Origin of the sequence: Agarivorans albus, from assembly GCF_019670105.1 — a bacterium.
GTDB classification, from domain to species: Bacteria; Pseudomonadota; Gammaproteobacteria; order Enterobacterales; family Celerinatantimonadaceae; genus Agarivorans; species Agarivorans albus.
Map to the genome: position 1 here is coordinate 1,126,760 of NZ_AP023032.1, position 24,653 is coordinate 1,151,412.

A 24,653-nucleotide genomic window follows, 5' to 3' on the forward strand; every position below is an offset into this window, starting at 1 on the left:
GCTTTTTTGCAATACCTTTCCTGTGTAGCTTTTAGAAAAAGTAGGCCATGTTTACTTGAACAAAGCTGTCTTTACTAAAGGCGTAGGTTGGGTCTGCAAGGTCATCGGCGTCGATGTACCAAAGATCTAGCTCGCCTTTCCAGTTTTCGCCAAAGCGGCGGCTGGCTTCTAGGGTGACTACGTTGGTGTTGTAGTCGAGGTCTATCGCGCCACCTAACAAAAACTCGGTACTTTGCGCGTCGTTTAATACTAAGCGAGCGCCTAAGTAGAGGTCGTTTTGAAAGGTAGAGGTAGCTTCTTTGCCGTCACTATTCCAGTTGTACTCGGTGAGTAGCCCTAAATCGGCAATGCTGTCGAATAAACCCACTAGGGTATATTCGTAACCGCCCACAGCTGCGGTGTAACTGTTGCTGCTGGTATTGCGATATAAGCCTTCAAACTTCCATAACCAATCGCCAATGGTGGCTTGTAAATCTAAGCCAAGTTGGTCCATTTGCTCATAATAAGGGGTAAGTTTAGTGCCGTCGGCGCTAGCAATTAGCAGTGGGTCGCGGTTGGTGCCACGAAAATAGGCGGTGCCTACGTCCCAGTCGCCAAAAGTTTGCGCCCAGCGCAGGGCTAGATCAACGTGTTTGTTTTTAGCGCCCGATTCATACTGGGCATTATCTTGGTCTACCGGCAATGGTGGGCGAAAGCGGCCATCTACGCCGGCAAAGGTTCGCTCTCTAAAGCCCGGTAAAATGAATACATCCCAAATGCCGGAGTCTTGATAGGTATTAAAGTGCAGCATGGGTTGGCCAAGCTTTTCGTCGCCATCGGGCGATTCGATAAAGTCGGTTTGGTTTATCACATCTACCAAGTGCTGGGTTTCGGTTACGCCCCAAAACACTTTGGCTATGCCAATTTCCAGCTCGTATTCGTCGGCTAGGTGTAGCCATTTAAGCTCGCGAATGTCGGCGTGAGTGCGCTCGCTATCCATGGAGTCGGCCCGTGCAAAGGGCGTAAAGGTGATGCTGTCGATGCCATCGTTCCACTCCCAGTACAGCTCGGGCTCGGCACTTATCGAGCCTTGGTGTTGCTGGTCTTGGCCCGGAAAAGCACCTTGCTCGAAAAAGCCACGATATTGCACTGCCACGTTGCCGCGCAGCTCCATGGCGGTACTGCTTAAACTAAGCGCCGTTAGGCTACACGCTAGGGCTAGCTTCGTGTATTGTGCGTTCATTAGCGGGCTCGCTTAAGCTTGTTTTTATTGAAGTCTGACTCTTTTACACCGGTTTTAAACTGATAATTATTCCAGAACATTTCGGTTTTTTTATCGGTTTGGTGGTTCACCATCAACATTTTTGAAGGGCGCCAATGTTTGTCGGCATACACTTGGTAATCACTCATGGTGAGGGTTTTAAGTAGCTGCCCTTTACGGTCGTAAAACTCTACTTTGTGTACGCGGTAGGCTTCTTTGTCCATCCAGGTAATTTGCTTGGTATAACCTGAGTACTTATCTACCGGTACGTTTTGCACTACATAGCTGTCGAAGCCGGCAATGGTTTCGTCGCGCAGGTAGGTGTAGGTATATTTTTCTACTTCAAATGAGCTTAGATCTTCAAAGGCAAACTCACTGCCCATGTAAGGGCCCGATTTGTTGCGTGAGCCAATGCGTTTTACCCGTTTTAAGGCAGGTAGGTATAACCATTGCTCGTCGGGCTCTAGAGCGTGAGAAAAGCTTAAAAAGGCGGTGCCTTTTACGTCGGCTGGGTGGTCAAACACACTTAAGGCTTTATCGCCGTCGCCTTCTACTTCTAAAGATTGAATGCGAATAGAGCGGGTGCTTTTATCGCCTTGCGCGTTGTACAGCACCATTTCTGTATCGGCTTTCGAGTCAACCCAACCTAAATCAAAGGCTTTGCGCTCTTGAGCTATGCGTAAGCCTTTTTCTTCTGCGGTTTCTGCTAATGCTTGTTGGCTAAACAACAGGCTAATACAGATAACTGCGGCACGATTAAGCCACATACTAAGCGGTTTTTTGTTGAAGTGCTGCTGCATTTTCTGCTCCCTTTGCACGGTCAAAACTAATCAAGAGTAATGGTAGTAGTAAGAAATCGATGATTAAGGCTACGGCAATAATAATAGAAGTAAGTAGCCCCATATTGGAGTTAATAGTAAAGGTTGAACCAATTAATACTGAGAAGCCAACCACCAATACCGCGGTGGTAATAGCCAGTGCTTTGCCTACAGTTACAAAGGCGTAGCGCACTGCGTCTTCGGCAGATTTACCTTGCTTGCGGGCATATTGGTACTTGGTAAGGAAGTGCACGGTGTCGTCGACCACAATGCCTAAGGTAACGCTAATAACAATCGACAAACCAAGGTTTATGTTGCCATCAATTAGCGCCCAAATTCCGAAGCCAATGCCTGCTGGTACTAGGTTGGGTAGCAAGCTAATAAAGGTTAGCCGTAGTGAACGCAGCGAAATACCAATTAACACCGAGATAAGCACCAGTGCCCAAAATGCACCTTTGAGGGCTTGTGGCATATTGCGCTCGCCAATGTGGGCAAACATTAGGTTAGGGCTGGCGGCGATTACTCGGTACTCGGGCGCATTTTGTTGCCACCAATCTAAGGAGCGTTGCTCTAGCGCTATCATGCCGATAGAGCCCATGTTCTTGGTGGTAATGGTTAAGCGTGTTGCCGATTTATCTACGTTGATTTGGTTATTTAAATCTAGGCCGTAGGGCAAGCTCATTTCGTACATCAATAAATACTGGGCAGAGAGTTCGCGCTCTTCGGGCACTAGGTAATAGCTTGGGTCGTCACCATGCATGTTTTTGTTTAATCGGCGCATAATGTCGGAGATGCTATTTACGTTGTCGATCTCTGGCTGCTGGCGTAACCAAGCGCTAAAGTCGGCCACTTTTTGCATGTAGTGGGGCTGGTTAATGCCGCTGCTTTCACCGCTTCTTATTTCATAAGAAATGGTGGTAATCCCGGATATATTTTCCTCCATAAAGTCTGTGGATTGACGAAAGTCCACCTGCTTGCTGAAGTACTCCGTAGCTACGTCGTTAAGTTGGTTGCGTGGGATCATGGCCAAGAAGCCAATAATCATAACTACCGTAACTGGCATTAACCACTTGCGAGAATCAATCACGAAGTTTGCTAAACGGTCGTAGTTTGAACGGCTGCTAATGCTCGGCGTTTGTTTAATGGGCAGAATGTTAAGCAGAGCAGGCAATATGGTAAGTGCATACACATAGGCCAGCATTACACCCACTGCCACAATGGTGCCTAAGGCTTGAAACGGCGGTGAATCTGAGAAGTTTAAGGTTAAGAAACCAATCGCGGTGGTGGCACTAGTAAGGAAGATAGCGCGGTTGTTTATTTTTAAACTAAAGGCGAGAGCTTCTTTCTTGGTTTTGCCTTGGCGCATTTCATAAAGCATTGAAGCGATAACGTGCACACAATCGGCCACGGCTAAGGTCATCACCATAGTGGGCACATTTACCGTAACGGTATTGAGTGCAAAGCCCATCCAACCGGCCATGCCCATGGTGCTGGCAATAGTCACAACAATCACCACTAGGGTCGCTAACATGCCTAATACCGAGCGCAGTAAAATGGCTAGCATCACCAAAATGAGCAAGAACATTAGCGGCACTAAAGTGGACATGTCTTTTTGGCTTTGCTCGATGAAGCTGTTGTTCATCATGATCATGCCAGAGAGCAAGATTTTATGTTCTGGGTAGGCTTGCTGATACTTGGCTTGTAGCTCACGTACAAATTGCGAGGTTTTAGGTACCTCGGCCTGCATATCATCTTCAGAGATGGTAATGGTTGCAGCCACTACTGCTACGCGCCCATCTAGGCTAATTAAGCGGTTTTCTAGCAGTTGTTCACTTAGGCTAACTTGCTCAATTTTAGATACTTTTTCTGCATCTAGCATATCTAGCTCAAGCAGTAAGTCTTCTACCCAAAGGTCATCTTCTACGGCTTCGGTATGTTGAAAGTTGGTGATGGAGTCGACCCGTGTAGAGTTGGGAATAAGCCAAGAGTCGTCGGTAAGCTCTTTAATGAGTGTAAGAGATTGCGGGTTGAAGACATCGCCTTCATTAGGGGAGATAACAAAGGTGACCGAATCGGTTTTATTAAACACCTTTTGCATGCTTTCGAATTCTTGCAGCTGAGGGTTGTCCTCACCAAAGAAAATGCGGTAATCGCCTACAAAGGTAAGAAAGCGTCCGCCAGAGCTCATTGCTACAACGGCTAACATTAATAACATGAGTGTTAGCCAAGGTCTGGCAATCACTTGATTAAAAAATTTCTTTTCCATAGCCCTGTCCTTTACCAATTGCACCATTCAATTGGTTTAGAGTGAATTATGACGATTTGTCTAAAATTGACGAATCGTCACTTCCTTTGCTTAAAAAACCGCAGTAATCGGCGGCTTATTTTGAATCTAAATGCGTGCGTTTATTATTCCACTTAACAACAGTAGAACAACTTGGCACTTTTACTCTTAGAACTTACAAATCTTTATTCGCTAATTGCTGGTTTGCGTAAAGCGCTTAATACAGCGTTTCGTTTTGCTCCAGCATGGCCAACTCTTTGGCATATAGTTCTTGGCCTATTCGCTGCCAAGTGGCTAAGTAATCTTGTTGATTAGACAAGGGTTTCCAATTTAACCCGTCACACAACAAATTTACGTTGTATAGCAATGCGTATTGGCTGTCGAAGCCAGCAGAGCAAAACTTGCTGGATTTATTTACCACTGCGCTGCTTAGTGCATTGGTGCCAAAGGCCATCGACCAAGCGGCAAATGTAGCGGCATTGGCATCTACATTTTGGCTGGCTGGTATTTCACCTAAAGCAACAGCTTCTTCAATCAACTTAACCGCAATACCGACAATTTTGTTTTCGTGTTCACTTACGCTGGTACTGCGAATACTCGAGGTTTTCTCCATGATGTTAGGTGTTTTCATACTTAACACTACCATCGACAGAGTGGGGTAAAGACGATTAAACAAGCGATAGCCATAGGCCATTGCAATCATCTTCTCTCGAGTGCTACCAGCAAAATCATTAATCCGCTGGTATAGCTCTATTTGTAAACGCATAGAGCGGCAGCACAAGGCACACAATACATCTTCTTTACAGGCAAAGTGGTTATACACGGTGCCTTTTGAATACTGCGAACGTTGGGTGATTTTATCCATCGTAAGGCCAGCAAAGCCGGTTTCAGCCATCAGCTCCAATGCTATATCTAGCAGCAGCTCTTCGCGGTTGGCAATTTCTTGGGCTTTTCTGGTTTTGGTATTCATTTTTTCTCGTTATTGACACTTCGTCACAATGTGACGATTCGTCAAGTTATACGCCTTGATAATTAATTGTTCAAGTTTTATTTATGTTTGATGTTTTGCTTTTGGTGCTTAATTTAGTTTAAGCGCCTGTTTGTTTAGCCAATGACGACTTGCAAAATTGCCACAAAAACCTGAACAGCTGATCAAAGTGTAAGTAAATACTGAGCTTAAGGGCAAGTTGCAACACTAAGTTAGTTGAGCAATAGCTAAAAATGTTGGGCTTTTGGGTGTAAACCTTACTTGTATATTGCTTATACAATCTAGATGAGTGAAAAGTTTTTGCGATGTGTCAATTTAATGTGGTTATTATCTGTGATTATGGTGTTTCATCCTATAAGGTTACGCCTTCGCCAATTATATAGCTTCACGAAAGGACCATAAGAAGCATGAAACAACAATCAAACAACAGCATATTACAGTTTATTACCCAGGGCAGTTTAGTGCTGCAGATCCTTATCGGTATTATCGCCGGTAGCATTTTAGCCGTTTTAGCACCTAGTGCGGCTACGTCTATTGGCATGTTAGGTAGCCTTTTTGTTGGCGCTTTAAAAGCCGTAGCGCCGGTATTGGTTTTTGTGTTGGTGGCGGCCTCGGTAGCTAGCCATAAACGTGGCCAAAATACTCAGCTTCGTCCGATTATCTATTTATATTTATTTGGTACTTTTGCCGCATCGTTAACGGCGGTAGCCATGAGCTTTATGTTCCCTACCGAGTTAGTGCTAGTGAGCACCGAAACCTCGGCTAATCCTCCGCAAGGCATTGGCGAGGTATTACACACCTTACTGTTTAAAATTGTCGATAACCCAATTAGCGCCATTATGAATGGCAACTACATTGGCATTTTAGCGTGGGCAATTGGTTTAGGTATTGCCATGCATAGCGCATCGGACACCACCAAAACCTTGTTTAATGACGTGGCTGCGGGTGTATCAAGCATTGTGCGTTTTGTTATTCGTTTAGCGCCAATTGGTATTTTTGGCTTGGTGGCAAACACTATTGCGCAAACCGGCTTCTCGGTATTGCTAGGCTACAGCCAGCTATTGTTGGTACTCATTGGCTCTATGTTATTGATTGCCTTAGTGATGAACCCGCTGCTAGTGTTCTATAAAATTCGTCGCAACCCTTACCCATTAGTATTTAAGTGTTTACGTGAAAGTGGTGTAACCGCCTTCTTCACCCGTAGCTCTGCTGCGAACATTCCAGTAAATATGGATTTAGCCCAGCGCTTAAAGCTAGATGAAGATACTTACTCGGTGTCTATCCCACTAGGTGCCACCATTAACATGGCCGGTGCTGCAATTACCATTACCGTGTTATCACTAGCGGCAGTACATACCTTGGGTATTCAAGTAGATTTTGCTACTGCCTTGTTGCTGAGCGTAGTAGCAGCGGTGTCTGCTTGTGGTGCCTCTGGTGTTGCTGGTGGCTCGTTATTGCTTATTCCATTAGCGTGTAGCTTATTTGGTGTGTCTAACGATGTGGCCATGCAAGTGGTTGCTGTAGGCTTTATTATCGGCGTATTGCAAGACTCTGCCGAAACTGCGCTAAACAGCTCTACCGATGTATTGTTTACGGCTGCTTGTTGTAAGGCTGCTGAAGAAAAGTAGTTATTCAATAATGAGTATTTATAAGCAGCGCTTAGGCGCTGCTTTTTTATTGGCAATTACCTTAAAATTTGAAAATTATTTAAACAACATCAATATATTGCAGTTCTTTTCTAATAAGCCGCGTGTTGAGCTTTAACTTTAAAATAATTATTACTAGTATGGCTTTTTGATGTTGATGCAAGGGAAGTGCAGTGCTAGTTAGTCGACCATTCTTTTTATTCTTTCTGCTGTTTGCCAATCTCTTTTACTCCACCATTTCATTAGCTGCTAACGATGCGTTGTGGCGAGTAGGTGATAAACCTAAGTGGATTGTAGAAGCGGATTTAAGCAAGTTAAACCAAGCTGATCTTGGCGTAGAATCTGTAGATTATTTGGTATCGGATACTCAAGTAAGTTTGCTTAGCAAGCAGCCGCATTACTATCGTTATATCCGCTTTCAAGTGAATGACAGTGCTGGCGTTGAAGACAATTCAGATTTAACCATCACCTTTAATCCGGATTTTCAGCGGGTTGAGTTGCATCACATAAACATTATACGAGGCGATAAATCGTTTAACCGTTTGGTTGCTGATGATATTCGAGCAGTAGACATTGAACCCGAACAACATAGCAAACTGTATTCAGGACAAAAGCAATTACAGCTTTGGTTAAAGGATGTAAGAGCGGGCGACATTGTCGATTACAGCTTTAGCGTAATTGGTGAAAACCCAGTATTTGATGGCCACTTTAGCCATACCTTTGGTTTAGGTTGGAGCGTTCCGGTGGGAATGACTCATGCCAGTATCGTGGCGCACAAAAGCCGAAAACTTAGCAATCAACTTGCCGATATTGACACAGAGGTAAAGGTAAACACCGAGGGGAACACAGTTCGCTACTCGGTGCTTATCGAAAATTCGCCGGCCTATTATGAAGATGGCCAAGCTCCAAACTGGGATTCGGCTTACCCTACTTGGCAAATCACTAGCTTTGAAGATTGGTCGCAAGTATCTAGTTGGGCTGAGTCTTTATTTAAAACCTCGGCTAAGCATTCTGCTGCCTTCGACGACTGGCTTAGTGAACTTAAAGCTAAACCCACCAAATTAGCCATTGAAGAAGCGATACGCTTTTCCCAACAAGATATTCGTTATTTAGGGGTAGAGATTGGCGAAAATTCACACCGTCCACATTCTCCATCAGAGGTGTTAGCGAACCGTTATGGAGATTGTAAAGACAAGTCTTTGTTGTTGGTAAGTGCATTAAACGAGTTGGGAGTAGATGCTTACCCAGTATTGGTGTCTAGCTATAAACACAATACCTTGGCTGAGCATTTGCCGGGTTACAACGCCTTTAATCATGCGATTGTGTATTTGAATTATAAGGGGCAAGACTATTGGGTTGACCCAACTAACGCATATCAGTCAAACCTGTTGGAAACCATAGTGCCAGCGGCTTTTGGACAAGCTTTGGTTATTTCGCCAGACAATCAAGGCTTAAGCAGTATTCCTGATTTTGTCGCTGAAGATAACCTTGTTGAAGTTACCCAAGAGTTTATTGCTTCTGATTTTCGCTCGCCTGTACAACTCACGGTTGTTAATACCTTTACTGGCGCAGAAGCTGACAGAATGCGTTATGAAATTGCAGGCCAGAGCGCTAAACGCATGACAAAATCGTATTTGTCTTATTACCAGCGCTTTTATCCCTCGATTAGCCTAAAACAAGATTTGCAAATTAGTGATGACAAAATTAGCAATCGTATTGAAATTAAAGAGCATTATTTGGTGAATGAGTTTTGGCATGAAGTTGAAGGCGACGCTGAGTTTGTGTTGGTTTCCGATGCGGTTGAGCATTACTTAAAAGTGCCGCAGAAAATTCAACGTAAACAGCCTTACTCTTTGGGGCGTCCGATAAACATCCAGCAACAAGCAAAACTATATTTGCCCTACGACATCGATTTTAGTTGGGCTAATGAAGAACAAACGCTAGAAGATGAACACTTTAAATTGTATACACGTTTTGACTATCGCAACAAAGTGATCACCTATCAACAGCAATATCAGAATAAGCAAATGGCCGTTGCCGCCAGTGAAGTAAAGCAATATGCCAAGTTAATGAGGAAAGCCAGAAAGGCCTTAGAAATTAATTACAGCGTGACCAGAGTGACCGAAGACCAAGCCTACGATTCGATGAACGAATTAGTGAGTTTCTTGCTTGAAAAGCAAACCAATAACCAGCAGGAGGCATTGTAATGAAAGCTTTTTATATTTTAGCCTTAAGCCTGATGCTGAGTGCTTGTGCAAGTAACGATACTGGCCGTTCAGTTCCCTCTGTATCTGAAACGAATAACCCGGTGGTTAAAAACCAAGAGCCGGCAGAGCTATACAGTGATAGATATTTTGTTAACTATGCTAATGCGCTTAATCAACACACCGAAAATGCGCTTAGAAGTAAAATTGTTGAAGCTAAAATGGTTGAAAAACTGGAAACTGATTTAGCGTTTACCTTTAATGCCAATCAGCGAGCAAACGTTACTCAACTTCTGTCTAGCTTAACGGATACTTCGATTACAGCCATTTTGGCCCAGCCAGGCGGTAGCTGGAAATATGTAGACAGTGATGTTCATACTAAGCAGCAAGCAACTAGCTATTACCGTTTTACCCTAGATGGCACCTTTGCCTACTACGAAATAAGCTGGTTAGATGGCCACATCGTGGATATTTTTAATTTGTTTACGGGGGTTGGGATCTCAGACAGCTTCGATCTGGTTATCGATATGGAGCAATATCGTAAAACCCACCCCAATAGCGGTATCCAGCGCATGGGCGATTTCTTTGAGGCGGTTCGACAAGCTAGCTATACCGAGATGCTGTTTGCCTACAACGAGATTCCTAAGCCGTTTCAGCAAAAGCCTTTAGTACTGGCAGGCTTAATGAAAGCTTATATCAACCAACCCAGCTTGGTAATGCCACGATCTTTTGTTGTGTATATGGAGAAGCACCAGCCGGTTCATCCGCGTTTCTACGCTTATTACTACGACAACCAGCAATTTGACCTAGCGATTGAAAGCTTAAAGCACTTCCCAGAAACCGTTGTTAAAGACGTAAGAGTGCAAGTAGAGATTGGCAATGCCTTGTACGAAAGTGGCCAAACCGAGAAAGCCGAAGATTACCTAGTGAATGCCTTATTAAAGGCACCTTCAGAGCCATTTGGTTACATTTGGTTGCTGGGCCTGTCTATTGATACCAAACAATATCAGCAAACAGAGCTTATTCTAAAAGTGCTCTACGACAGGTTTGATACGCGCTATAGCAAAACAGATTTGCTTACCTTTGATAGGGGGGAAGAATATTTAAAATCAGCGAGCTATCAACGCTATAAGCAATATCTTAACTAACTTAAAGAGAACAAAAAAAGGCGCTAAATTAGCGCCTTTTTTATTACTTAGCTGCCGCCTTTTGTTTGGCTTGTTCATACTCGGCTTTAGCTTTACTGCGCTCCCACAAAGGCCTTAAGAGTGGGCTAAATAACACCAGTGCAGCAATGCTAATAAAGGTGAGAGTTAGGGGGCGCTCCCATAAAAAGCTTAGCTCGCCATCGCCTATTAATAGTGCTCGCCGCAGGTTGTCTTCGAGCATTCCACCAAGAATAAAACCTAACAACATCGGCGCCATAGGGAAGTTGAGTAAACGTAAGCCCAAGGCTGCCATACATATCGCCACCATGATCATGATGTCCATGCTATTAAACGACACCAAATACACCCCAGTAATTGAGAACAGCAAAATCATCGGTACCAAATAAGGGCGAGGAATGCTTAATAACTTGGCGAGGTAGGGGATTAGCGGCAAGTTTAAAATTAGCAAAATCACATTACCAAAATACATAGAGATGATGATCGACCAAAATAGGTCGGGGTGCTCGATGTACATTCTTGGCCCCGGCTGAATACCGTAGGCTATTAAGGCTCCGAGCAATACCGCGGTAGTGCCCGAGCCGGGAATTCCTAAGGTAAGCAAGGGAACAAAAGAGCCAGTTGATGCAGCATTGTTGGCTGATTCGGGCGCAGCCAAGCCTTTTAACGAGCCTTCACCAAATTCTTTTTTTGCGTCGCCTTTGGCGAGATTTCGTTCCACGCCGTATGCCAGAAAAGAGGCAATGGTCGCGCCAGCACCGGGAAGCACGCCAACAAAAAAACCTAGAAATGAAGAGCGAAGAGTTGGCGCTGCAACGGTTTTAACTTCTTGTTTGGTGAGCTTAAGACTACCCAGCTCCGACATCATTTTTTGTTCGGTAGCGCTGTTATTGGGGTTCTCGGGTTTTAATACCGACATTAAGGTTTCGGCTAAGGCAAAAGTTGCCATGGCTAAAAGTAAGAAGCTAAAGCCGTCGATTAAATCCAGTTGGCCAAAGGTAAAACGCTCTACACCTTCACTTCTGTCGGTGCCTACGGTGGCTAACATCAAGCCCACAATGGTCATCATTACCGCTTTTAATACTTGGCCTTTGCCTGAAAATGCAGCCACGGCAGAAAGACCAAGTACCATTAAGGCGAAGTAGTCGGCGCTTTGAAAACTCAAAGAGACAGAGGCCAAAGCAGGCGCGGCAATTAACAGCATAATTGCGCCCAAAGTACCGCCAGTAAACGAGGCATAAGCAGCAACGGCTAAAGCTTTACCCGCTTGGCCTTTTTTAGCTAAGGGGTTGCCATCAAAAGCGGTCACTACGGTAGCACTACAGCCTGGCGCATTAATTAATATCGACGAGGATGATGCGCCAAATATAGCGCCATAATAGACACCCGCCATTAAAATTAAACCTGATGAAGGCTCTAAACTATAAGTAAGTGGGATCATTAAAGCGATAGCGGTAATTGGCCCAAGGCCGGGTAACATGCCAATGAAGGTACCCACTAAGCAGCCTACAATTACCATCATTAAGTTCATTGGCATAACGGCGGTACTAAGCCCAGCTAAAATTCCATCTAACATCATCGTGTCCTTAATTTGCTAGCCATTAAACCAGTGCCAGAGTTGCCCAGGTTCTAAATAAATATCTAATACTTGGGTTAATAGCGCCCAAAAAGCCACGGTGAACAAAATGGCTACCACCAGTGCTTTTTTATGTTGGCTTTCACCCATAATGCGAAAGCTCACAACCAGGAAAATAATGGTGGCTAATACAAACCCCATCCAATTGACGAGTAGGCCGTAGGCGAACATAGCAACTAGCAATTTGGCGGCGGGGCGCCATACCAAATGTTTTACGCTGGTTCTAAAATCACTACCGCCGGTGAGCATCAAAATGATTGAGCAAGCAATACCGCACAGCGCTAAAAACTGCGGCAGAGTACGCGGGGTGAACGGTTCATATTCCGCACCAGGAAATAGCGGAATGTCGTAGCTAAAATAGCCGTAGAACAAAGAGAGCAGCAAAAAAATTAGGCCGCCAATTCGTTGATTGCTAATTTGCATTGTTAGCTCCAAATGTAAAAAAAGTCCGGTGCCTAGGCACCGGTGCTTAACTGAGTACTACTGATAAGCAAATAAAGCAGCAAGGGAGTTGCTGGCTAATAGGATTACTTTAGAAAACCTAGCTCTTTCATTAGGCTGCCTACTGTTTTCTCTTGTTGTTCTAAAAAGCCGAAGAACTGGCCATAAGGCACAAAGTTGTTTACCCAGCCATTACGTGAACGCACGGTTTCCCATTCTGGGGTGGTGTACATTTCTTTAAGCATGTCTGAGAACTTCTCAGCTTGCGCCTTGCTGGTGCCTGGTGCCGCAAAAAAGCCACGCCAGTTAGCAAACACAGTGTCGTTGCCCATTTCTTTTAAAGTTGGTACTTCGGGGGCGTCTTTAACTCGTTTTTCTGCGGTAATGGCTAAGATACGAATTTGGTCGTTTTTCGCCATTTCTAGCGCTTCGCCTAAGCCAGTTGAAAGCAGTGCAGTTTCTCCAGAAAGTAAACCTGCCATGGCTTTACCGCCGGCATCGTAAGCAACGTAGCGTAATCTTAGTGGGTCTAAGCCTTCGTTTTTGATGGCAGCGGCTGCTACCAAGTGATCTAAACTGCCGCGCGCACTACCGCCAGCAACTTTTACTTTATTGGGATTGTCTTTGAAGTCGGCAATTACTTGGTTCCAATGAGTATATTTGGAATCGGCTCTAACTATTAACGCGCCGTAGTCAGCGATTGTGGCAGCAATGGGAGTAAGATCGCGGAAAGACTGCGGGAATACGCCGGTTAATGAGCGAACCACAATCGGGGTAGAGTTCACCATTAAGGTATGTTCTTGGGTTTTAGCGGTTTCAATTAAGTGAGCAATGGCTTTACCGCCGCCTCCGCCACTCATGTTTTGGTAAGACACCTTATCGATAATGCCCGATTTCATTAAGGCTTCGCCGGTGCCACGGGCGGTTCCATCCCAGCCTCCGCCTGCGCCTCCGGGGATTAAAAAGTGCACTTCTTCTGCGTGAACTGTGCCGCTTAGGCCTGCGGCCAATACTGCGGCCCCTATTAATGTTTTGACCAATTTAATCTTGGCTAACATGTTTGCTCTCCTTGTTGCATAGGGCTTTCAGCGTGGCTGAAAGTGGTTGCTGCCATGCTTAAATACCGCTAGCTGGCGAATAAAGTTAAATTAATGTTAATGGAAGCCTGAGATTTTGAAATGTAAGCCAAGTAATGGCTTTAAAGTCCATATTGGTAATTAAGTGCATATTGTTCACGGGAGCTGCTCGCTAAGCTCGTGCTAAGCTAAATTGAAACAAACAGGAAAAAGTTTAGATGTATCAACAAGCTCGCTTACCAAGCTACCGTGCTCGCTTATTGCTAATAATGCTGATTTACAGCCTTATTCAGTTAAGCATTGTGGTAGTGACCAGCTATTGGTATGTAAGTGACTCTGAATACCAAGACAAAGGGGAGCGGGCCTTAGATGTAGCGCGAGTGGTGGCTAAGCTGCCCGATGTAGTGAGTGCGGTAGAGCGCCGAGACAGCGTAAACTTACAGCCTTTAGCAGAAGAATTACGCCGCACCATGGGCGCAAGTTTTATTGTGGTGGGGGATGTTGATGGGATCCGCTTGGCTCACCCCAAAAGTGAACGTATTGGCAAACCCATGGTGGGAGGCGATAACTACGCAGCTCTGGTTCTAGGGCAAGAGTATGTGTCGCAAGCCAAGGGATCTTTGGGGGTATCGGTACGCGGTAAAGTGCCAGTTAAAGATCAACAGGGGCAGATCATAGGTATTGTCTCGGTTGGATATTTGCTAGAGAAAATCGACGTACAACTGCAACCCTATTTGCACTTTATGGTGCTGTTGGTGATGGCGGTGTTGTCTCTCAATATGCTGATTGGTTGGTGGCTGGCACAACGGATTAAAGACACATTGTTGGGTTTTGAACCAGAGCAGATGACCCGCTTATATGCAGAGCTGCAAGCCACGCTTAATACCATTCGTGAAGGGGTGATAGCGATTAACCGAGAAGGCATTATTACTAATGTGAATGCTAATGCGATTCGCTTATTAGGCAAAGACCTGCAAGGAAAATCGATTAATCCGGTTGGTTTACCGCTGCGAGATTGGCTACCCGATAGTGATATGGCTGAATTACTCGATCAGCCGCAAGCGCAAAGTGATGTGGAGTTATTGCTTAACGGGCATTTAGTGATTGCTAACCGAGTGCCAATGAAAGACCAGCAACAAAACTTTATTGGCATGGTTTCTAGCTTTAGGCGGAAAGACGAGATCACCTTGCTCACTAAGCAGTTATCGCAAATTAAGGCGCATTCAGAAGCCTTGCGGGTACAAAACCATGAGCATTCTAATCAGCTAAATACCATTGCTGGTTTAATTCAGTTAGGCGAAAGTGATAAAGCCTTATCTTTTATTGGCCAAGCAAATGATCAATTCCAAGAACTGATCCGCTTTTTGATTGAAGCAGTAGAAGATTCGGTAATAGCAGGCTGTATTTTAGGTAAGTTTCACCGGGCGAGGGAGCTTGGTTTAACCCTAAATATTGACCCCGACAGCAGCTTGCGCGACTTACCTGCACACTGTGGCTCGGAGCAAATCGTTACCATAGTGGCTAACCTTTTAGATAACGCATTTGAGGCAACTCGCGCTAGCAATGGCCGCGAGTCGATTAATCTCTCAATGACCGATTTGGGCAACGACATAATTATTGAAGTGGAAGATTTTGCTGGTGGTATTCAAGATAACTTACAAGCCAATATCTACGAGCAGGGAGTGACCACCAAAACCCAAGGCGACCATGGCATTGGCCTTTACTTAGTAAAAGAAACCGTGCAAATTTTGCGTGGAAACGTTGAGTTTAGTAGTGACAATTTGGGCACCCGTTTTACGGTGTATATTCCCAAGCAGTTAAAGCAGGAGTAGCCATTTGATTCAGGTATTAATTGTTGAAGATGATGCGGGCATTGCCGAGATCCATCGCCAGTACTTACAGCGCGTGAGTGATTTTGAAGTATCTGGCATTGCCTTGAGCATTGCCGATGCATTGATCCACATTAAGGCTAAACCTCCACAACTTTTGCTGTTAGATGTGTACCTACCCGACGGCACCGGCCTAGAGTTACTAAAACACATTCGCAGCCAAGATCTTGCTATTGATGTTATGTTGCTCACCGCCGCTAAAGAAGCCTCAACCTTGCAAGAAGCGCTGCGTAATGGCGTGTTTGACTACATTCTAAAACCGGTGGTATTTCCGCGTTTACAAGAATCCTTAAATAACTATAAAAACTACTTACGCAGGCTTGATCAAAACAGCTCTTTTGAGCAGCAAGATGTAGATAAGTTAATGCCAATGAGTGAGGGCGCGGTAGCCGAAAGTAAAAAGCGCTTGCCCAAAGGAGTGGACGCGGTAACGCTAGATAAAGTGCGCGCACTGTTTAGTGAACATGCTTCATTAACTGCCGAGTTAGCCGGCAAACAAATTGGCAGTAGCCGCACTACAGCAAGGCGTTATTTGGAGTATTTAGTGAGCTGTAATGAACTCACACCAGAGGTGGCTTATGGTGCCGTAGGCCGGCCAGAGCGGGTCTATCATCGGGTTAATTAAAAGTTATTCACCAGAATTTAAAATCAAAAAGGCTCGCTATTGCGAGCCTTTTAGTTACAGAGCGTTGCTTATTCTTTGCAAAGAGTTGCTTAGTTTACAGCGTTGTCTGCTTGGCTAGTCATGATTGAACCAAAAGAAATACCTTGGTCGTTCACGGCCATATTCATTTGCGCTTTAATTCGGTAGTCTTTTAAGTCCATCAATTCTTGTGGCACTTCTTCTCCGCTTAATTCAATACCACTAATAATCGGTTCAAACATTTGCTGGTAGTCGATGAACATGCTTAAAAGCCCGTTGTTCGCCACTGGTTCTGACGCTAGTTGCTGACTCACTTCTGCAGCGCGCTGGCCGTTAAACAATACAAGGTGGTTACCTTTAAGTGCTAGCTGAGGCTGTATGTTGGTGGTAGGTGGTAGCGGCAATAAATGGCTAACATCAACCGGTGTACCATCGGCTGGCAAGCTTACGCTAGCTAGCTCTGGTGAGAACTGTTTGGCAATGTCGAACAAGGCACCTGGGTTGTCGGCAGACACACTAATAATGGCATCTAGGCTTTCTAGCTCTTCTGGGCGGCTAATGTCAGCCAGTTTGTAATCAAACACAGCCATGCCAATGCCCTTAAGGCCGTTAGCCATGCCGGTCATCATGCCTACCATGCCTGGGTTTTGTTGCTGCATAGCCATTTGCACGTTTTGTAGCGGTTCACACTGGTAATCAGGGGTAAGCATTTCTTCCCAAACTGATAGCAATGAAGGCACCAGTTGGTTTACATCAATGCCATAAGCCATGCTAAATACCGCATTTTCGGTGTTTGAAGCATAAGAAGGAATAAAGCCACTCATCGCTTGGTAGGCGCTAAGTAATACGCTGTTGTTGCTCTCTACCACCATGCGCGCGCCAAAGCTGCTTTCTTTATCGTTGATGCTTAAGCTGTCAAACCCCATTACCGTTTTTGGCCAGTTAGCGGTAATGCTGGCAAACTCTTGCTCACACACTGGAGTACGTAAGCTTGTAAGCTCGTTGCTATTATCCATTTGGGCTAACTTAGTAAGGTGTTTTGCCAGTAGGTTGCCATCTTTTGTGGTTATTGCTTTAGCAATCTCTTGGTGGTTAATAAAGCCAATGCCTTCTTCCATGAAACCATGCTTGGTTAGGCTGTCTTGGATTAATGTGGTGGCGTTGATTGGCTGCTCTGCTGGTTTAAGGCCTAATGCGGTTTCTAACAAACTGTTTTCATTAAGCGAGGTATTTAAAGTAATGGTAAGTAGGCCATTATTTACGGCTACGATTAAATCTGCGGTTTCTGAGTCGCTGTCATCGCTCAAACGATAAGCGCGATACTCAACACCGCTAAGAGTTTGTTTAGTATGGCTAAAACCACTCTTCTGTTCGGCGTTATCTAACCAAGCCCAAATAGCATCGGCTTTGCTTACTTCTACTTTCATCACCGGGATGATGCCTAAGGTATAAAAGTAGCTGTGAATATCGTTGGCTAAACCAAAGGTATCTACAAAGGTTTGCCCGTCTTTTAGTGCTTCGTTGTAGCTTTCGAATAAGGCAATGAAAAACTTACCGCGTGGGTCACTTACATCTGTATCGGCAAAGGCGTCACTTGGTAAATTGTTGTATGAACCTGCCATTGAATCAACATAGGCTTTGATTGGGAACGGTTTTAGTTGAGCAGAAAATACCGCAGTATCGGCAGGAATATACGCGAGTGCACCCGCTTCGCTATTAAGGTTTGTAGCCTGCTGAGAATACCAGTAGCCACCCGCTCCGGCCCCAATGGCTAACAAACCGCCTGCGATAAGAACATTCTTCATCTAAAACTCCGTGTATATTTGATTAACTACCTTCAGATGAAACGCTTTTAGCTTCAACTTTACAGGTGCAAAGGGGCTATTAAATCATTGATAAAAATGCACTTCAATTAATAAGTGATTAAACAATTAATTAGCGGTTTTGTATTAGCCGTAGGGTTAAGTTGTAGGGTGTTTTGTAGGGCACTTTAAAGGCGATATAACGCTCAACAATGAGCTTTATTTGGGCTGCCAGTTATCCGGTTAAGGCATCGCCTAAGTGTTTTATAAGGGGGAGTAATAATCTTGCCTAGTTTTCCCAATAAGGGGGAGCGCCATAGTATTCTGCGAAGTAATCAAGAAAGGCTCTCACTTTAGGTGCCAATAGCCGAGAGCTGGGATACACCGCCCAAATGGCGGCCGCATCATTAAGGCTGTAATCTTGTAGCACTTCGACCAAGCTGCCATTTTCTAGCTGCTTGTAGACTAACCACTCTGCACACATTGCAACACCCAAGCCTTGCAAGGCTGCGTCGCGTACTGCTTCTCCGTGGTCTACTCGAACTCTGCTTTTTAGCTTTATGTTTTGCAGGCCATTAGGGGTATTGAAGCTCCAAGTATCAAAACCCATCTGCTTAATACAGCTATGGTGCTTTAAATCTTCGAGGGATGTTGGGTTTCCGTAAGCTGCAAGGTAATCCGGCGAGGCGCAGATAATCCGTTTATCGGTAGCCAGCTTTTTAGCAATAAGGGTTGAGTCTTTCAGATCAGCATCTCGGATGGCGACATCAAAGCCACCTTCAATCATATCTATCATGGAGTCGGTCAAACGAATATCGACAGATAGCTCTGAATGCTTATCTAAAAAGCCTTTTAAAGCAGGTATAACATGCATCCGGCCAAAGGAGGCGGGAGCGGTAATTCTTAATGTACCCGTTGCTTGTGCTTTGCCAGTTCCCACGGTTGAGCGGGCCGCATCAACACTAGCCAATATCTCATCTGCATAGGGTAAAAGAGCTTCGCCTTCCTCGGTGAGTGAAACCTTACGGGTGGTGCGATGAATAAGTCGAGCGCCGATGCTTTCTTCAAGCTTATTGATATGCATGCTGGCTACTGGTGCAGACAAGCCAAGTTCTTTTCCCGCAAGGCTAATATTATGGGTGGCTGCGACTCTTACAAACAAGCGGAGGTGCTCAATATTCATCGTGTTATTTAGACCTTTTTGTTAGGCAAGTTGTGAACGGGTAAACTGAAGCGCAGTGCACTGTTTTAGCTTAAACCATGCGTAAGCGCCTGCAAGTGTATTGGCAATACAAGCCGCGACAATTGTTTGAATAATGCTTTGTGTTGCTGTGCCAAGCCAAATGGCTGGAACATATAAAACCAATAAACGAACCATAGATACAAACAAGGCTCGGCGAGCTTCCCCTAGGGCATTAAATGCTGAAACCACCAGCATGCAAAGGCCAAGAGGTGCATAGCTAAAAGGAATGACCCACAGAGCGATACTAAACCAGTTTTGCATCATCATATCAGCACTTATCAGCGGAATAATATAGGGCGAGCTAATCGCTGCGATAAGAGCAATTACTAGATGGAATACCAGTAAAAACTTAGCGGTAACCGTTAACACCTCAACAATTTCGTTTAGCTTACCTTCACCAAGGTAGCGGCCAATAATAGGGGGAATGGCCATAGTTAAAGCTAAAGTAAAAACCAGAAGAAAGCTTTCTAGTCGAGATAATAGGCTCCAGAAGGCGATTTCCTCGGTGCCAATCTGAGCAATTAGCAGCATACAAATAAAAGCACTTAATGAAGGTAGCGACTGATTCAATATGGTTGGCACCGTAGTGCGAATTAACTCTTTGCCATAGTAAAAATAGGGCGAGTTTTGTATGGCTTGCTGCTTAGTACTGGTGCTGAGTGAGTTTAAGTTTATAGCAGCAAACCACTGTTTGCCGCGTGCTTTATACAGCATATACAGAGTACAAATGCTGTAACTTAAGGTAGAGGCAAGGGCTGCCCCTACAATGCCCATGTTAAAACTAAAAATAAGCAAAGGGTCTAGTATCAGGTTGATTATACTGGCCAACAGAAACATTTGACCGGTGGTTTTTGTATCTTCATTTGCTCGATAGACACAAGATACCAAGTATAGTGCGGCCACAGAGATAGCACTCAACAGCCAAGCTGGCCAATAGCGATTAAAGATTGCTGCCAACGCTAGTTGTTTTGCCGAGCTTACATCGGAGGCAATGAAGGTCGCCAATATTGGATCTTGTAACAGCCACAACACCACACCCAGTAGAGTGATAAACAAGGTGCCGCCAGCCGCTGCTAATGTGGCAACGGTTTGAGATTTTAGCTTATCGCGGCCGCCACAGGCCTTAGAGATAATAGACGTTGCCGCAACCCCAATACCTACTTGAGTTCCAATAAACGCCGCTTGAAAGGGTAAGGTAATGCCATGAACCGCAAGCTGGTTAAGGCCAAGCATGCCGATAAATACCGAATCCACCAGTTGCACCAACATAATGGCAAACAAACCCACGGTGAGTGGCAGCGTGCGCTTGATGATGAGTGTTAAGCTTGGCGATACAGCAAACATCTAGATAACCTTGGTTTCGGTGAGGGCAGAAACAGCAGTGGCTTGCTTTACGGCAAGCCACTAAGCGTTACGGGTAGCGACTAGGGTCTGTTGGCCTTTGCTGATGGTTTTTGCAGCAATTTATTAGCCATTTAGGCAAGGCAGTGAGTGTGCAGTTAAGTGGGCTTAATAATCACTCGCTAACGCTGAATAAATGGCGAAGAAATGCTGCCCGAAGGGTTCGATAAGCGAACTTTACTCTTTGTTAAGCACTTCTTGCTTAACCCACTAGGCTTCTAAGTGCTCGCCGCGATTAAAGCCCGCTTATCTCGAACAAAATTTCAACACCAAAGATCATCAGACCCTAGTTGATATCAATGACAACCTTGCCAATTGCTTGACCACTGGCTAGGCGATCGTGCGCTGCCGCGGCATCGGCTAAGGCAAATTGTTGGCTATCAAGTACTGGTTTTAGGTCGCCAGCCTCAACAATTTTTGCCAGTGCTTCAAGGATCTTACCGTGTGCAGCTCGACCTTGGTTGTATATCATCGGTAAAAGCATAAACACTACATGTAAAGACAGACCCTTCATGTGCACCATGGTTAAGTCTTGTTCGTGCATAGACAGCGTGGTAGTAATTTGACCGTTTAGCTTGGCCGCTTCAATTGAGTTATTGATATTGGCACCGCCCACTGAATCAAAAATTACGTCAAATCCAGCACCCTTGGTGTACTTTTCAACATAGTCTGCAACGGCTTCGGTTTTGAAGTCGATTGCTGTTGCGCCAAGCGCAGCGATGAGATCGGTTTGCTCGCCAGCGGCACCAGTTGCAAAAACCTCAGTACCAAAATGTTTAGCAAGTTGTAGTGCAACATGTCCCACGCCACCGGCGCCGCCATGAACAAGTACTTTTTGACCAGCTGTAATGCCTGCTCTAACCAAACCTTCGTAGGCGGTAATACCCACTAACGGTAGCGCAGCGGCTTCTCGCATTGAGATGTTGCTTGGCTTGTGAGCCACTAAATTCGCGTCTGCCAACATGTACTCTGCTAACGAACCTTGCAGTTCAACAAGACCGCCAGCACAGCCGTATACTTCATCTCCAACCTTAAAGTTGTTTACGCCTTCACCAACCGCTTCAACTGTACCCGCGAAATCCATTCCCAAAACACCTGGGAGCTTAGGGTGAAAAGGTAAGGCTTCACCCATGTCACGAATCATCATGTCGATGGTGTTAACGCTAGACGCCGCAACCTTTATTAACAGGTGACCTGATTTAAGCTCTGGTTTTGCTATTTCTGCTGTTTCAAATACCTTGCTGTCACCGAATGCGCGAATCACAGTTGCTTTCATGATGATGAACCTCTATCCGTTATTGTTTGTCATTGATTGGGGTTCAGTATAGGCAGCATGCTTAGTTTGATAAGAAGGACAAATACAAAATCAGTTTTAAGTTTTTGTTAATAATGAAGTGTCACTTGGAATAGTGATACCTATCAAGCCCTAATAACATTTTTGAAGTAGGTTTATCAGCGACCTTACCTTAGCTGCATTATTAAATTTTTATTAACACTGATTATGCGTTTCACTTTCTTATCCCTGCTCAGACATAGCAGTAGACTTCTCGGCAATAAACGCCCTAGGTTGAGGAGCCTAATATGCATTATGAAGGTAAAATCTATCGTCCTTGGATGGAAGCCAAGAGTGTACTTATTCAAACCACGCTAGGTTGCAGCAATAACCAGTGTACCTTCTGTACTATGTTCGACGACAAACGTTTTAAAGTGCGTGAGCTTGAGGCGATCTTTAAAGACATTGATGAAGCGAGATTGTTACATCGCAAGGTCGAGTCAATATTTCTTATCGACGGTAATGTAATGGCGATGCGCACCGACAAGCTGTTAAAGATCCTAGATAAAATAAAAGTGACCTTTCCTGAGCTAAAGCACTTGGCGCTGTATTCGGGCTTTAATGATTTTCGTCGTAAGAGTATGTCGGAGCTAAAAGAACTGCGTTCGGCGGGGCTTACTACTGCTTATTCTGGATTAGAGTCTGGCGATCCTATTGTGCTGGAGCGGATTAAAAAGGGCATGACACGTGAGCATGCAATTAAAGGTATGGAGATGGCGCGTGAAGCAAATATTCAAGTGCTTGCCTCGTTTATTTTTGGTCTTGGTGGCAAAGAGCGTTCTGTTGAGCATGCTAAAAACACCACTAGTTTGCTTAATATTATGCGTCCAGATGCGATTGCGCCAATGGCGCTTGCTATTCAACCGGGTAGCGAGTTGGAGCGGGAGCTACATCGGGGAGAGTTTGCTCTGCCCACACCGCTACAGATTTTAGAAGAGGAAAAGTACTTGCTGGAAAACATGGATGATTTTCCGTGTTATTACTGGGGTGACCATGGCAACAACATAGCATCTATGCGCGGGGTTTGGCCCGAGGTTCGCCAATCTTTCTTGCAGAATATTAATCAGCATATCGCGCATAATCCAATGGCGAAGAAAAATGCGATTGAGACCTATGCATGGTAGAAAGTTGCCCAGAGATTTAATCTAAAAACATTCAATATCAAGTTAATAAGCGGCTGTACTAGAGCCGCTTTTTTTATTGGTTTAAATAAAGCTTAAAGTAACTTTTTAATGCTAGTTTGCCAATCACCACCACCTGTTATTTCTCAAGGTTTTTCTTATTAAGCGAGTTTCGGTTTGTAGTGATGAACTGCATTTTTTGTGTTCAGGTTAGAAACACTTTTCGACCTGCTGTAGCCATTCATTAATTAGGTTTCTCTTATGTTTAACCTCTATATTGATCATTAAATTCAATGGCTTATATTGTTAATCTTTTCTTTATTTAGTTTCGTTTTTTCTTTGATTGTTTAAACAATGAGCTAGGAATACTTTGTAGTTAGTTATCCACGGGCTGATAACGAAACAATCATAAAATGGAAGGAACTGAATATGGCTTACCAAGGCTACACAACATTTAGCGCAAAACAAGATGACGCGATTTTATATGTCACGTTTGATTTTGGAACGGTTAACGTACAAGGTCAGGAGATGCTAGCTGACCTAAATGGTTTGGCGCTGCGTTTAGAACGCGATCGCAGCGTAAAAGTGGTGGTATTTCAATCGGCAAATCCAGAAATTTGGGTATGTCATTATGATACGGACTTGCTTAAAGATATGTCGACTGAGGCGGTATCTCGCGAAGACGCAAAACTACTCGACTTACAAGCAGTGCTTGAGCGCATTAGTAAGCTGCCTCAAGCGACCATTGCTAAACTCGAAGGCTTTGCCCGTGGCGGCGGTCATGAGTTTGCCTTAGCTTGTGATATGCGCTTTGCTGCACGCGGCAAATACAAATTCATGCAAATGGAAGTGGGCATGGGCATCTTGCCATGCGGCGGAGGTGCTTCGCGTATGGCTCGCCAAGTAGGTTTGGGCCGCGCTTTAGAAATTGTATTAAGCGCACGTGATTTTAGCGCCGACGAAGCTGAAGCTTACGGCACCATTAATAAGGCCTTAGAACCCGATGAAATTGGCCCTTATGTTGATGCGCTCGCGCAACGTATATCTAAATTCCCTGCAGAATCAATTAACGCTTGTAAGCAGATGGTGTACGAGTCAATCGATAAACCGATAGATGAAGCGCTTAAAGCAGAAGCATATTGGCTATACCAAGCGACTAGTAAAACACCTGCTGTTAAGCGTTTCCAAATCGCCGACGAGCAGGGCTTAGAGCACGATATCGAGAACCAACGTAACTGGGAACAGTTAGTTATGAATGTTCAAGATATTAACTAGAACAAGCTAACAAGAAAGCTCCTACGGTTTTAACTCGAAAGAGAAACGCGGAGCTTTCTTATTTCTATAGCTCATCAAGCCAAGCGCTAAAGCGAATAGTTTATTCACCCCAATCAACAAAATAAGAGGTTCACTATGCTAGGTGAAAGCCATTCATTTACTGCACGAATTTCCCAAGTCTAAAGCAAGTATTTTAAGCTTAGTTAACAGCGACGAAAATTTTGCTAAAGATGCTCAGCACTACGAAAACTTAGACAATAAAATTAGAGAGTTAGAACTCAGCAATTCACAGATTGACGATCAAGCTATGCACCAGTTGAAGCACGATCGCTCCTTGCTAAAAGACTCGCTTTATCAGCGGATCTTGCAAGTGGAAACGGAACAGTAAGAGCAAATAGTTCATAGGCTCAAGCCTTAGCGCTTGAGCCTACTGCTGTGATTAGTTGT

19 protein-coding genes are annotated in these 24,653 nt (G+C 44.6%); 8 read left to right on the top strand and 11 right to left on the bottom strand.

The genetic code is table 11. The features are described 5' to 3' along the window. Window positions 1-31 precede the first annotated feature (31 nt). From K5620_RS05240 to K5620_RS05255, 4 genes are all read right to left on the bottom strand, one after another. Window positions 32-1,222, bottom strand: a complete 1,191-nt coding sequence (locus K5620_RS05240) for a hypothetical protein (protein WP_040306965.1) — start codon at window positions 1,220-1,222, stop codon at window positions 32-34. Continuing rightward, entirely contained in the window at window positions 1,222-2,040 is an 819-nt protein-coding gene (locus tag K5620_RS05245; RefSeq protein ID WP_016400901.1) for an outer membrane lipoprotein-sorting protein, read from the bottom strand. Before K5620_RS05245 ends, K5620_RS05240 begins: the two co-directional genes overlap by 1 nt. After that, the gene (locus tag K5620_RS05250; protein WP_016400902.1) at window positions 2,009-4,324 is read right to left on the bottom strand and encodes an efflux RND transporter permease subunit; all 2,316 of its coding nucleotides are present in this window, start codon (window positions 4,322-4,324) and stop codon (window positions 2,009-2,011) included. Before K5620_RS05250 ends, K5620_RS05245 begins: the two co-directional genes overlap by 32 nt. Before the next feature lie 235 nt (window positions 4,325-4,559). Further along, on the bottom strand, window positions 4,560-5,312 hold the full coding sequence (locus tag K5620_RS05255; RefSeq protein WP_016400903.1) for a TetR/AcrR family transcriptional regulator: 753 nt from the start codon (window positions 5,310-5,312) through the stop codon (window positions 4,560-4,562). Window positions 5,313-5,737: 425 nt separating this feature from the next. Between K5620_RS05255 and sstT the strand changes: the two genes are divergently transcribed. The 3 genes from sstT (at window position 5,738) to K5620_RS05270 (ending at window position 10,328) form a co-directional block, all read left to right on the top strand. After that, window positions 5,738-6,958, top strand: coding sequence for a serine/threonine transporter SstT (gene sstT / locus K5620_RS05260; RefSeq protein WP_016400904.1), 1,221 nt, complete (start codon window positions 5,738-5,740; stop codon window positions 6,956-6,958). A 191-nt stretch (window positions 6,959-7,149) separates the two neighbouring features. Beyond that, window positions 7,150-9,183 carry a DUF3857 domain-containing transglutaminase family protein gene (locus tag K5620_RS05265; protein WP_016400906.1) on the top strand — a complete coding sequence of 678 codons (2,034 nt, stop codon included), beginning with the start codon at window positions 7,150-7,152 and terminating at the stop codon, window positions 9,181-9,183. Continuing rightward, the gene (locus K5620_RS05270) at window positions 9,183-10,328 is read left to right on the top strand and encodes a tetratricopeptide repeat protein (RefSeq protein ID WP_016400907.1); all 1,146 of its coding nucleotides are present in this window, start codon (window positions 9,183-9,185) and stop codon (window positions 10,326-10,328) included. The genes K5620_RS05265 and K5620_RS05270 overlap by 1 nt, the downstream gene beginning before the upstream one ends. A gap of 43 nt (window positions 10,329-10,371) precedes the next feature. Here K5620_RS05270 and K5620_RS05275 read toward each other — a convergent pair whose 3' ends face one another. The 3 genes from K5620_RS05275 to K5620_RS05285 form a co-directional block, all read right to left on the bottom strand. After that, window positions 10,372-11,922 (bottom strand): tripartite tricarboxylate transporter permease, encoded by a 1,551-nt coding sequence (locus K5620_RS05275; protein WP_016400908.1) that lies wholly within the window; start codon window positions 11,920-11,922, stop codon window positions 10,372-10,374. An 18-nt stretch (window positions 11,923-11,940) separates the two neighbouring features. Further along, window positions 11,941-12,405, bottom strand: a complete 465-nt coding sequence (locus K5620_RS05280) for a tripartite tricarboxylate transporter TctB family protein (protein WP_016400909.1) — start codon at window positions 12,403-12,405, stop codon at window positions 11,941-11,943. A gap of 104 nt (window positions 12,406-12,509) precedes the next feature. Then, window positions 12,510-13,481, bottom strand: a complete 972-nt coding sequence (locus K5620_RS05285; RefSeq protein ID WP_016400910.1) for a tripartite tricarboxylate transporter substrate binding protein — start codon at window positions 13,479-13,481, stop codon at window positions 12,510-12,512. A 236-nt stretch (window positions 13,482-13,717) separates the two neighbouring features. On the opposite strand from K5620_RS05285, the gene K5620_RS05290 reads away from it, so the two are divergent. Continuing rightward, the gene (locus K5620_RS05290) at window positions 13,718-15,331 is read left to right on the top strand and encodes an ATP-binding protein (RefSeq protein WP_016400911.1); all 1,614 of its coding nucleotides are present in this window, start codon (window positions 13,718-13,720) and stop codon (window positions 15,329-15,331) included. Between the two features lie 4 nt (window positions 15,332-15,335). Then, a complete protein-coding gene (locus K5620_RS05295) occupies window positions 15,336-16,013 on the top strand; it encodes a response regulator (RefSeq protein WP_016400912.1) in 678 nt (225 codons plus the stop codon). Between the two features lie 89 nt (window positions 16,014-16,102). Here K5620_RS05295 and K5620_RS05300 read toward each other — a convergent pair whose 3' ends face one another. The 4 genes from K5620_RS05300 to K5620_RS05315 form a co-directional block, all read right to left on the bottom strand. Further along, window positions 16,103-17,836 (bottom strand): hypothetical protein, encoded by a 1,734-nt coding sequence (locus tag K5620_RS05300; protein WP_016400913.1) that lies wholly within the window; start codon window positions 17,834-17,836, stop codon window positions 16,103-16,105. A gap of 286 nt (window positions 17,837-18,122) precedes the next feature. After that, window positions 18,123-19,016 (bottom strand): LysR family transcriptional regulator, encoded by an 894-nt coding sequence (locus K5620_RS05305; RefSeq protein WP_016400914.1) that lies wholly within the window; start codon window positions 19,014-19,016, stop codon window positions 18,123-18,125. A 21-nt stretch (window positions 19,017-19,037) separates the two neighbouring features. Continuing rightward, window positions 19,038-20,420, bottom strand: a complete 1,383-nt coding sequence (locus tag K5620_RS05310) for an MATE family efflux transporter (protein WP_016400915.1) — start codon at window positions 20,418-20,420, stop codon at window positions 19,038-19,040. A 343-nt stretch (window positions 20,421-20,763) separates the two neighbouring features. Beyond that, window positions 20,764-21,753 (bottom strand): zinc-dependent alcohol dehydrogenase family protein, encoded by a 990-nt coding sequence (locus K5620_RS05315; RefSeq protein ID WP_016400916.1) that lies wholly within the window; start codon window positions 21,751-21,753, stop codon window positions 20,764-20,766. 305 nt (window positions 21,754-22,058) lie between these two features. On the opposite strand from K5620_RS05315, the gene K5620_RS05320 reads away from it, so the two are divergent. The 3 genes from K5620_RS05320 to K5620_RS05330 all read left to right on the top strand — a co-directional run bounded on the left by K5620_RS05320 (window position 22,059) and on the right by K5620_RS05330 (window position 24,594). Further along, window positions 22,059-22,934: a radical SAM protein gene (locus K5620_RS05320; protein WP_016400917.1), complete on the top strand. Its 876-nt coding sequence runs from the start codon at window positions 22,059-22,061 to the stop codon at window positions 22,932-22,934. Window positions 22,935-23,360: 426 nt separating this feature from the next. Beyond that, complete coding sequence (locus K5620_RS05325) at window positions 23,361-24,206, top strand: enoyl-CoA hydratase/isomerase family protein (protein WP_016400918.1); 846 nt, start codon at window positions 23,361-23,363, stop codon at window positions 24,204-24,206. A gap of 142 nt (window positions 24,207-24,348) precedes the next feature. Continuing rightward, on the top strand, window positions 24,349-24,594 hold the full coding sequence (locus K5620_RS05330; RefSeq protein ID WP_016400919.1) for an HP1242/YdcH family protein: 246 nt from the start codon (window positions 24,349-24,351) through the stop codon (window positions 24,592-24,594). Window positions 24,595-24,653: the final 59 nt, after the last annotated feature.

Bases quoted from the DNA above. Each gene is read 5' to 3' on its own strand.
- K5620_RS05240 (WP_040306965.1), bottom strand. From the start codon at position 1,222: ATGAACGCACAATACACGAAGCTAGCCCTAGCGTGTAGCCTAACGGCG.
- K5620_RS05245 (WP_016400901.1), bottom strand. From the start codon at position 2,040: ATGCAGCAGCACTTCAACAAAAAACCGCTTAGTATGTGGCTTAATCGT.
- K5620_RS05250 (WP_016400902.1), bottom strand. From the start codon at position 4,324: ATGGAAAAGAAATTTTTTAATCAAGTGATTGCCAGACCTTGGCTAACA.
- K5620_RS05255 (WP_016400903.1), bottom strand. From the start codon at position 5,312: ATGAATACCAAAACCAGAAAAGCCCAAGAAATTGCCAACCGCGAAGAG.
- sstT (WP_016400904.1), top strand. From the start codon at position 5,738: ATGAAACAACAATCAAACAACAGCATATTACAGTTTATTACCCAGGGC.
- K5620_RS05270 (WP_016400907.1), top strand. From the start codon at position 9,183: ATGAAAGCTTTTTATATTTTAGCCTTAAGCCTGATGCTGAGTGCTTGT.
- K5620_RS05275 (WP_016400908.1), bottom strand. From the start codon at position 11,922: ATGTTAGATGGAATTTTAGCTGGGCTTAGTACCGCCGTTATGCCAATG.
- K5620_RS05280 (WP_016400909.1), bottom strand. From the start codon at position 12,405: ATGCAAATTAGCAATCAACGAATTGGCGGCCTAATTTTTTTGCTGCTC.
- K5620_RS05285 (WP_016400910.1), bottom strand. From the start codon at position 13,481: ATGTTAGCCAAGATTAAATTGGTCAAAACATTAATAGGGGCCGCAGTA.
- K5620_RS05290 (WP_016400911.1), top strand. From the start codon at position 13,718: ATGTATCAACAAGCTCGCTTACCAAGCTACCGTGCTCGCTTATTGCTA.
- K5620_RS05300 (WP_016400913.1), bottom strand. From the start codon at position 17,836: ATGAAGAATGTTCTTATCGCAGGCGGTTTGTTAGCCATTGGGGCCGGA.
- K5620_RS05305 (WP_016400914.1), bottom strand. From the start codon at position 19,016: ATGAATATTGAGCACCTCCGCTTGTTTGTAAGAGTCGCAGCCACCCAT.
- K5620_RS05310 (WP_016400915.1), bottom strand. From the start codon at position 20,420: ATGTTTGCTGTATCGCCAAGCTTAACACTCATCATCAAGCGCACGCTG.
- K5620_RS05315 (WP_016400916.1), bottom strand. From the start codon at position 21,753: ATGAAAGCAACTGTGATTCGCGCATTCGGTGACAGCAAGGTATTTGAA.
- K5620_RS05320 (WP_016400917.1), top strand. From the start codon at position 22,059: ATGCATTATGAAGGTAAAATCTATCGTCCTTGGATGGAAGCCAAGAGT.
- K5620_RS05325 (WP_016400918.1), top strand. From the start codon at position 23,361: ATGGCTTACCAAGGCTACACAACATTTAGCGCAAAACAAGATGACGCG.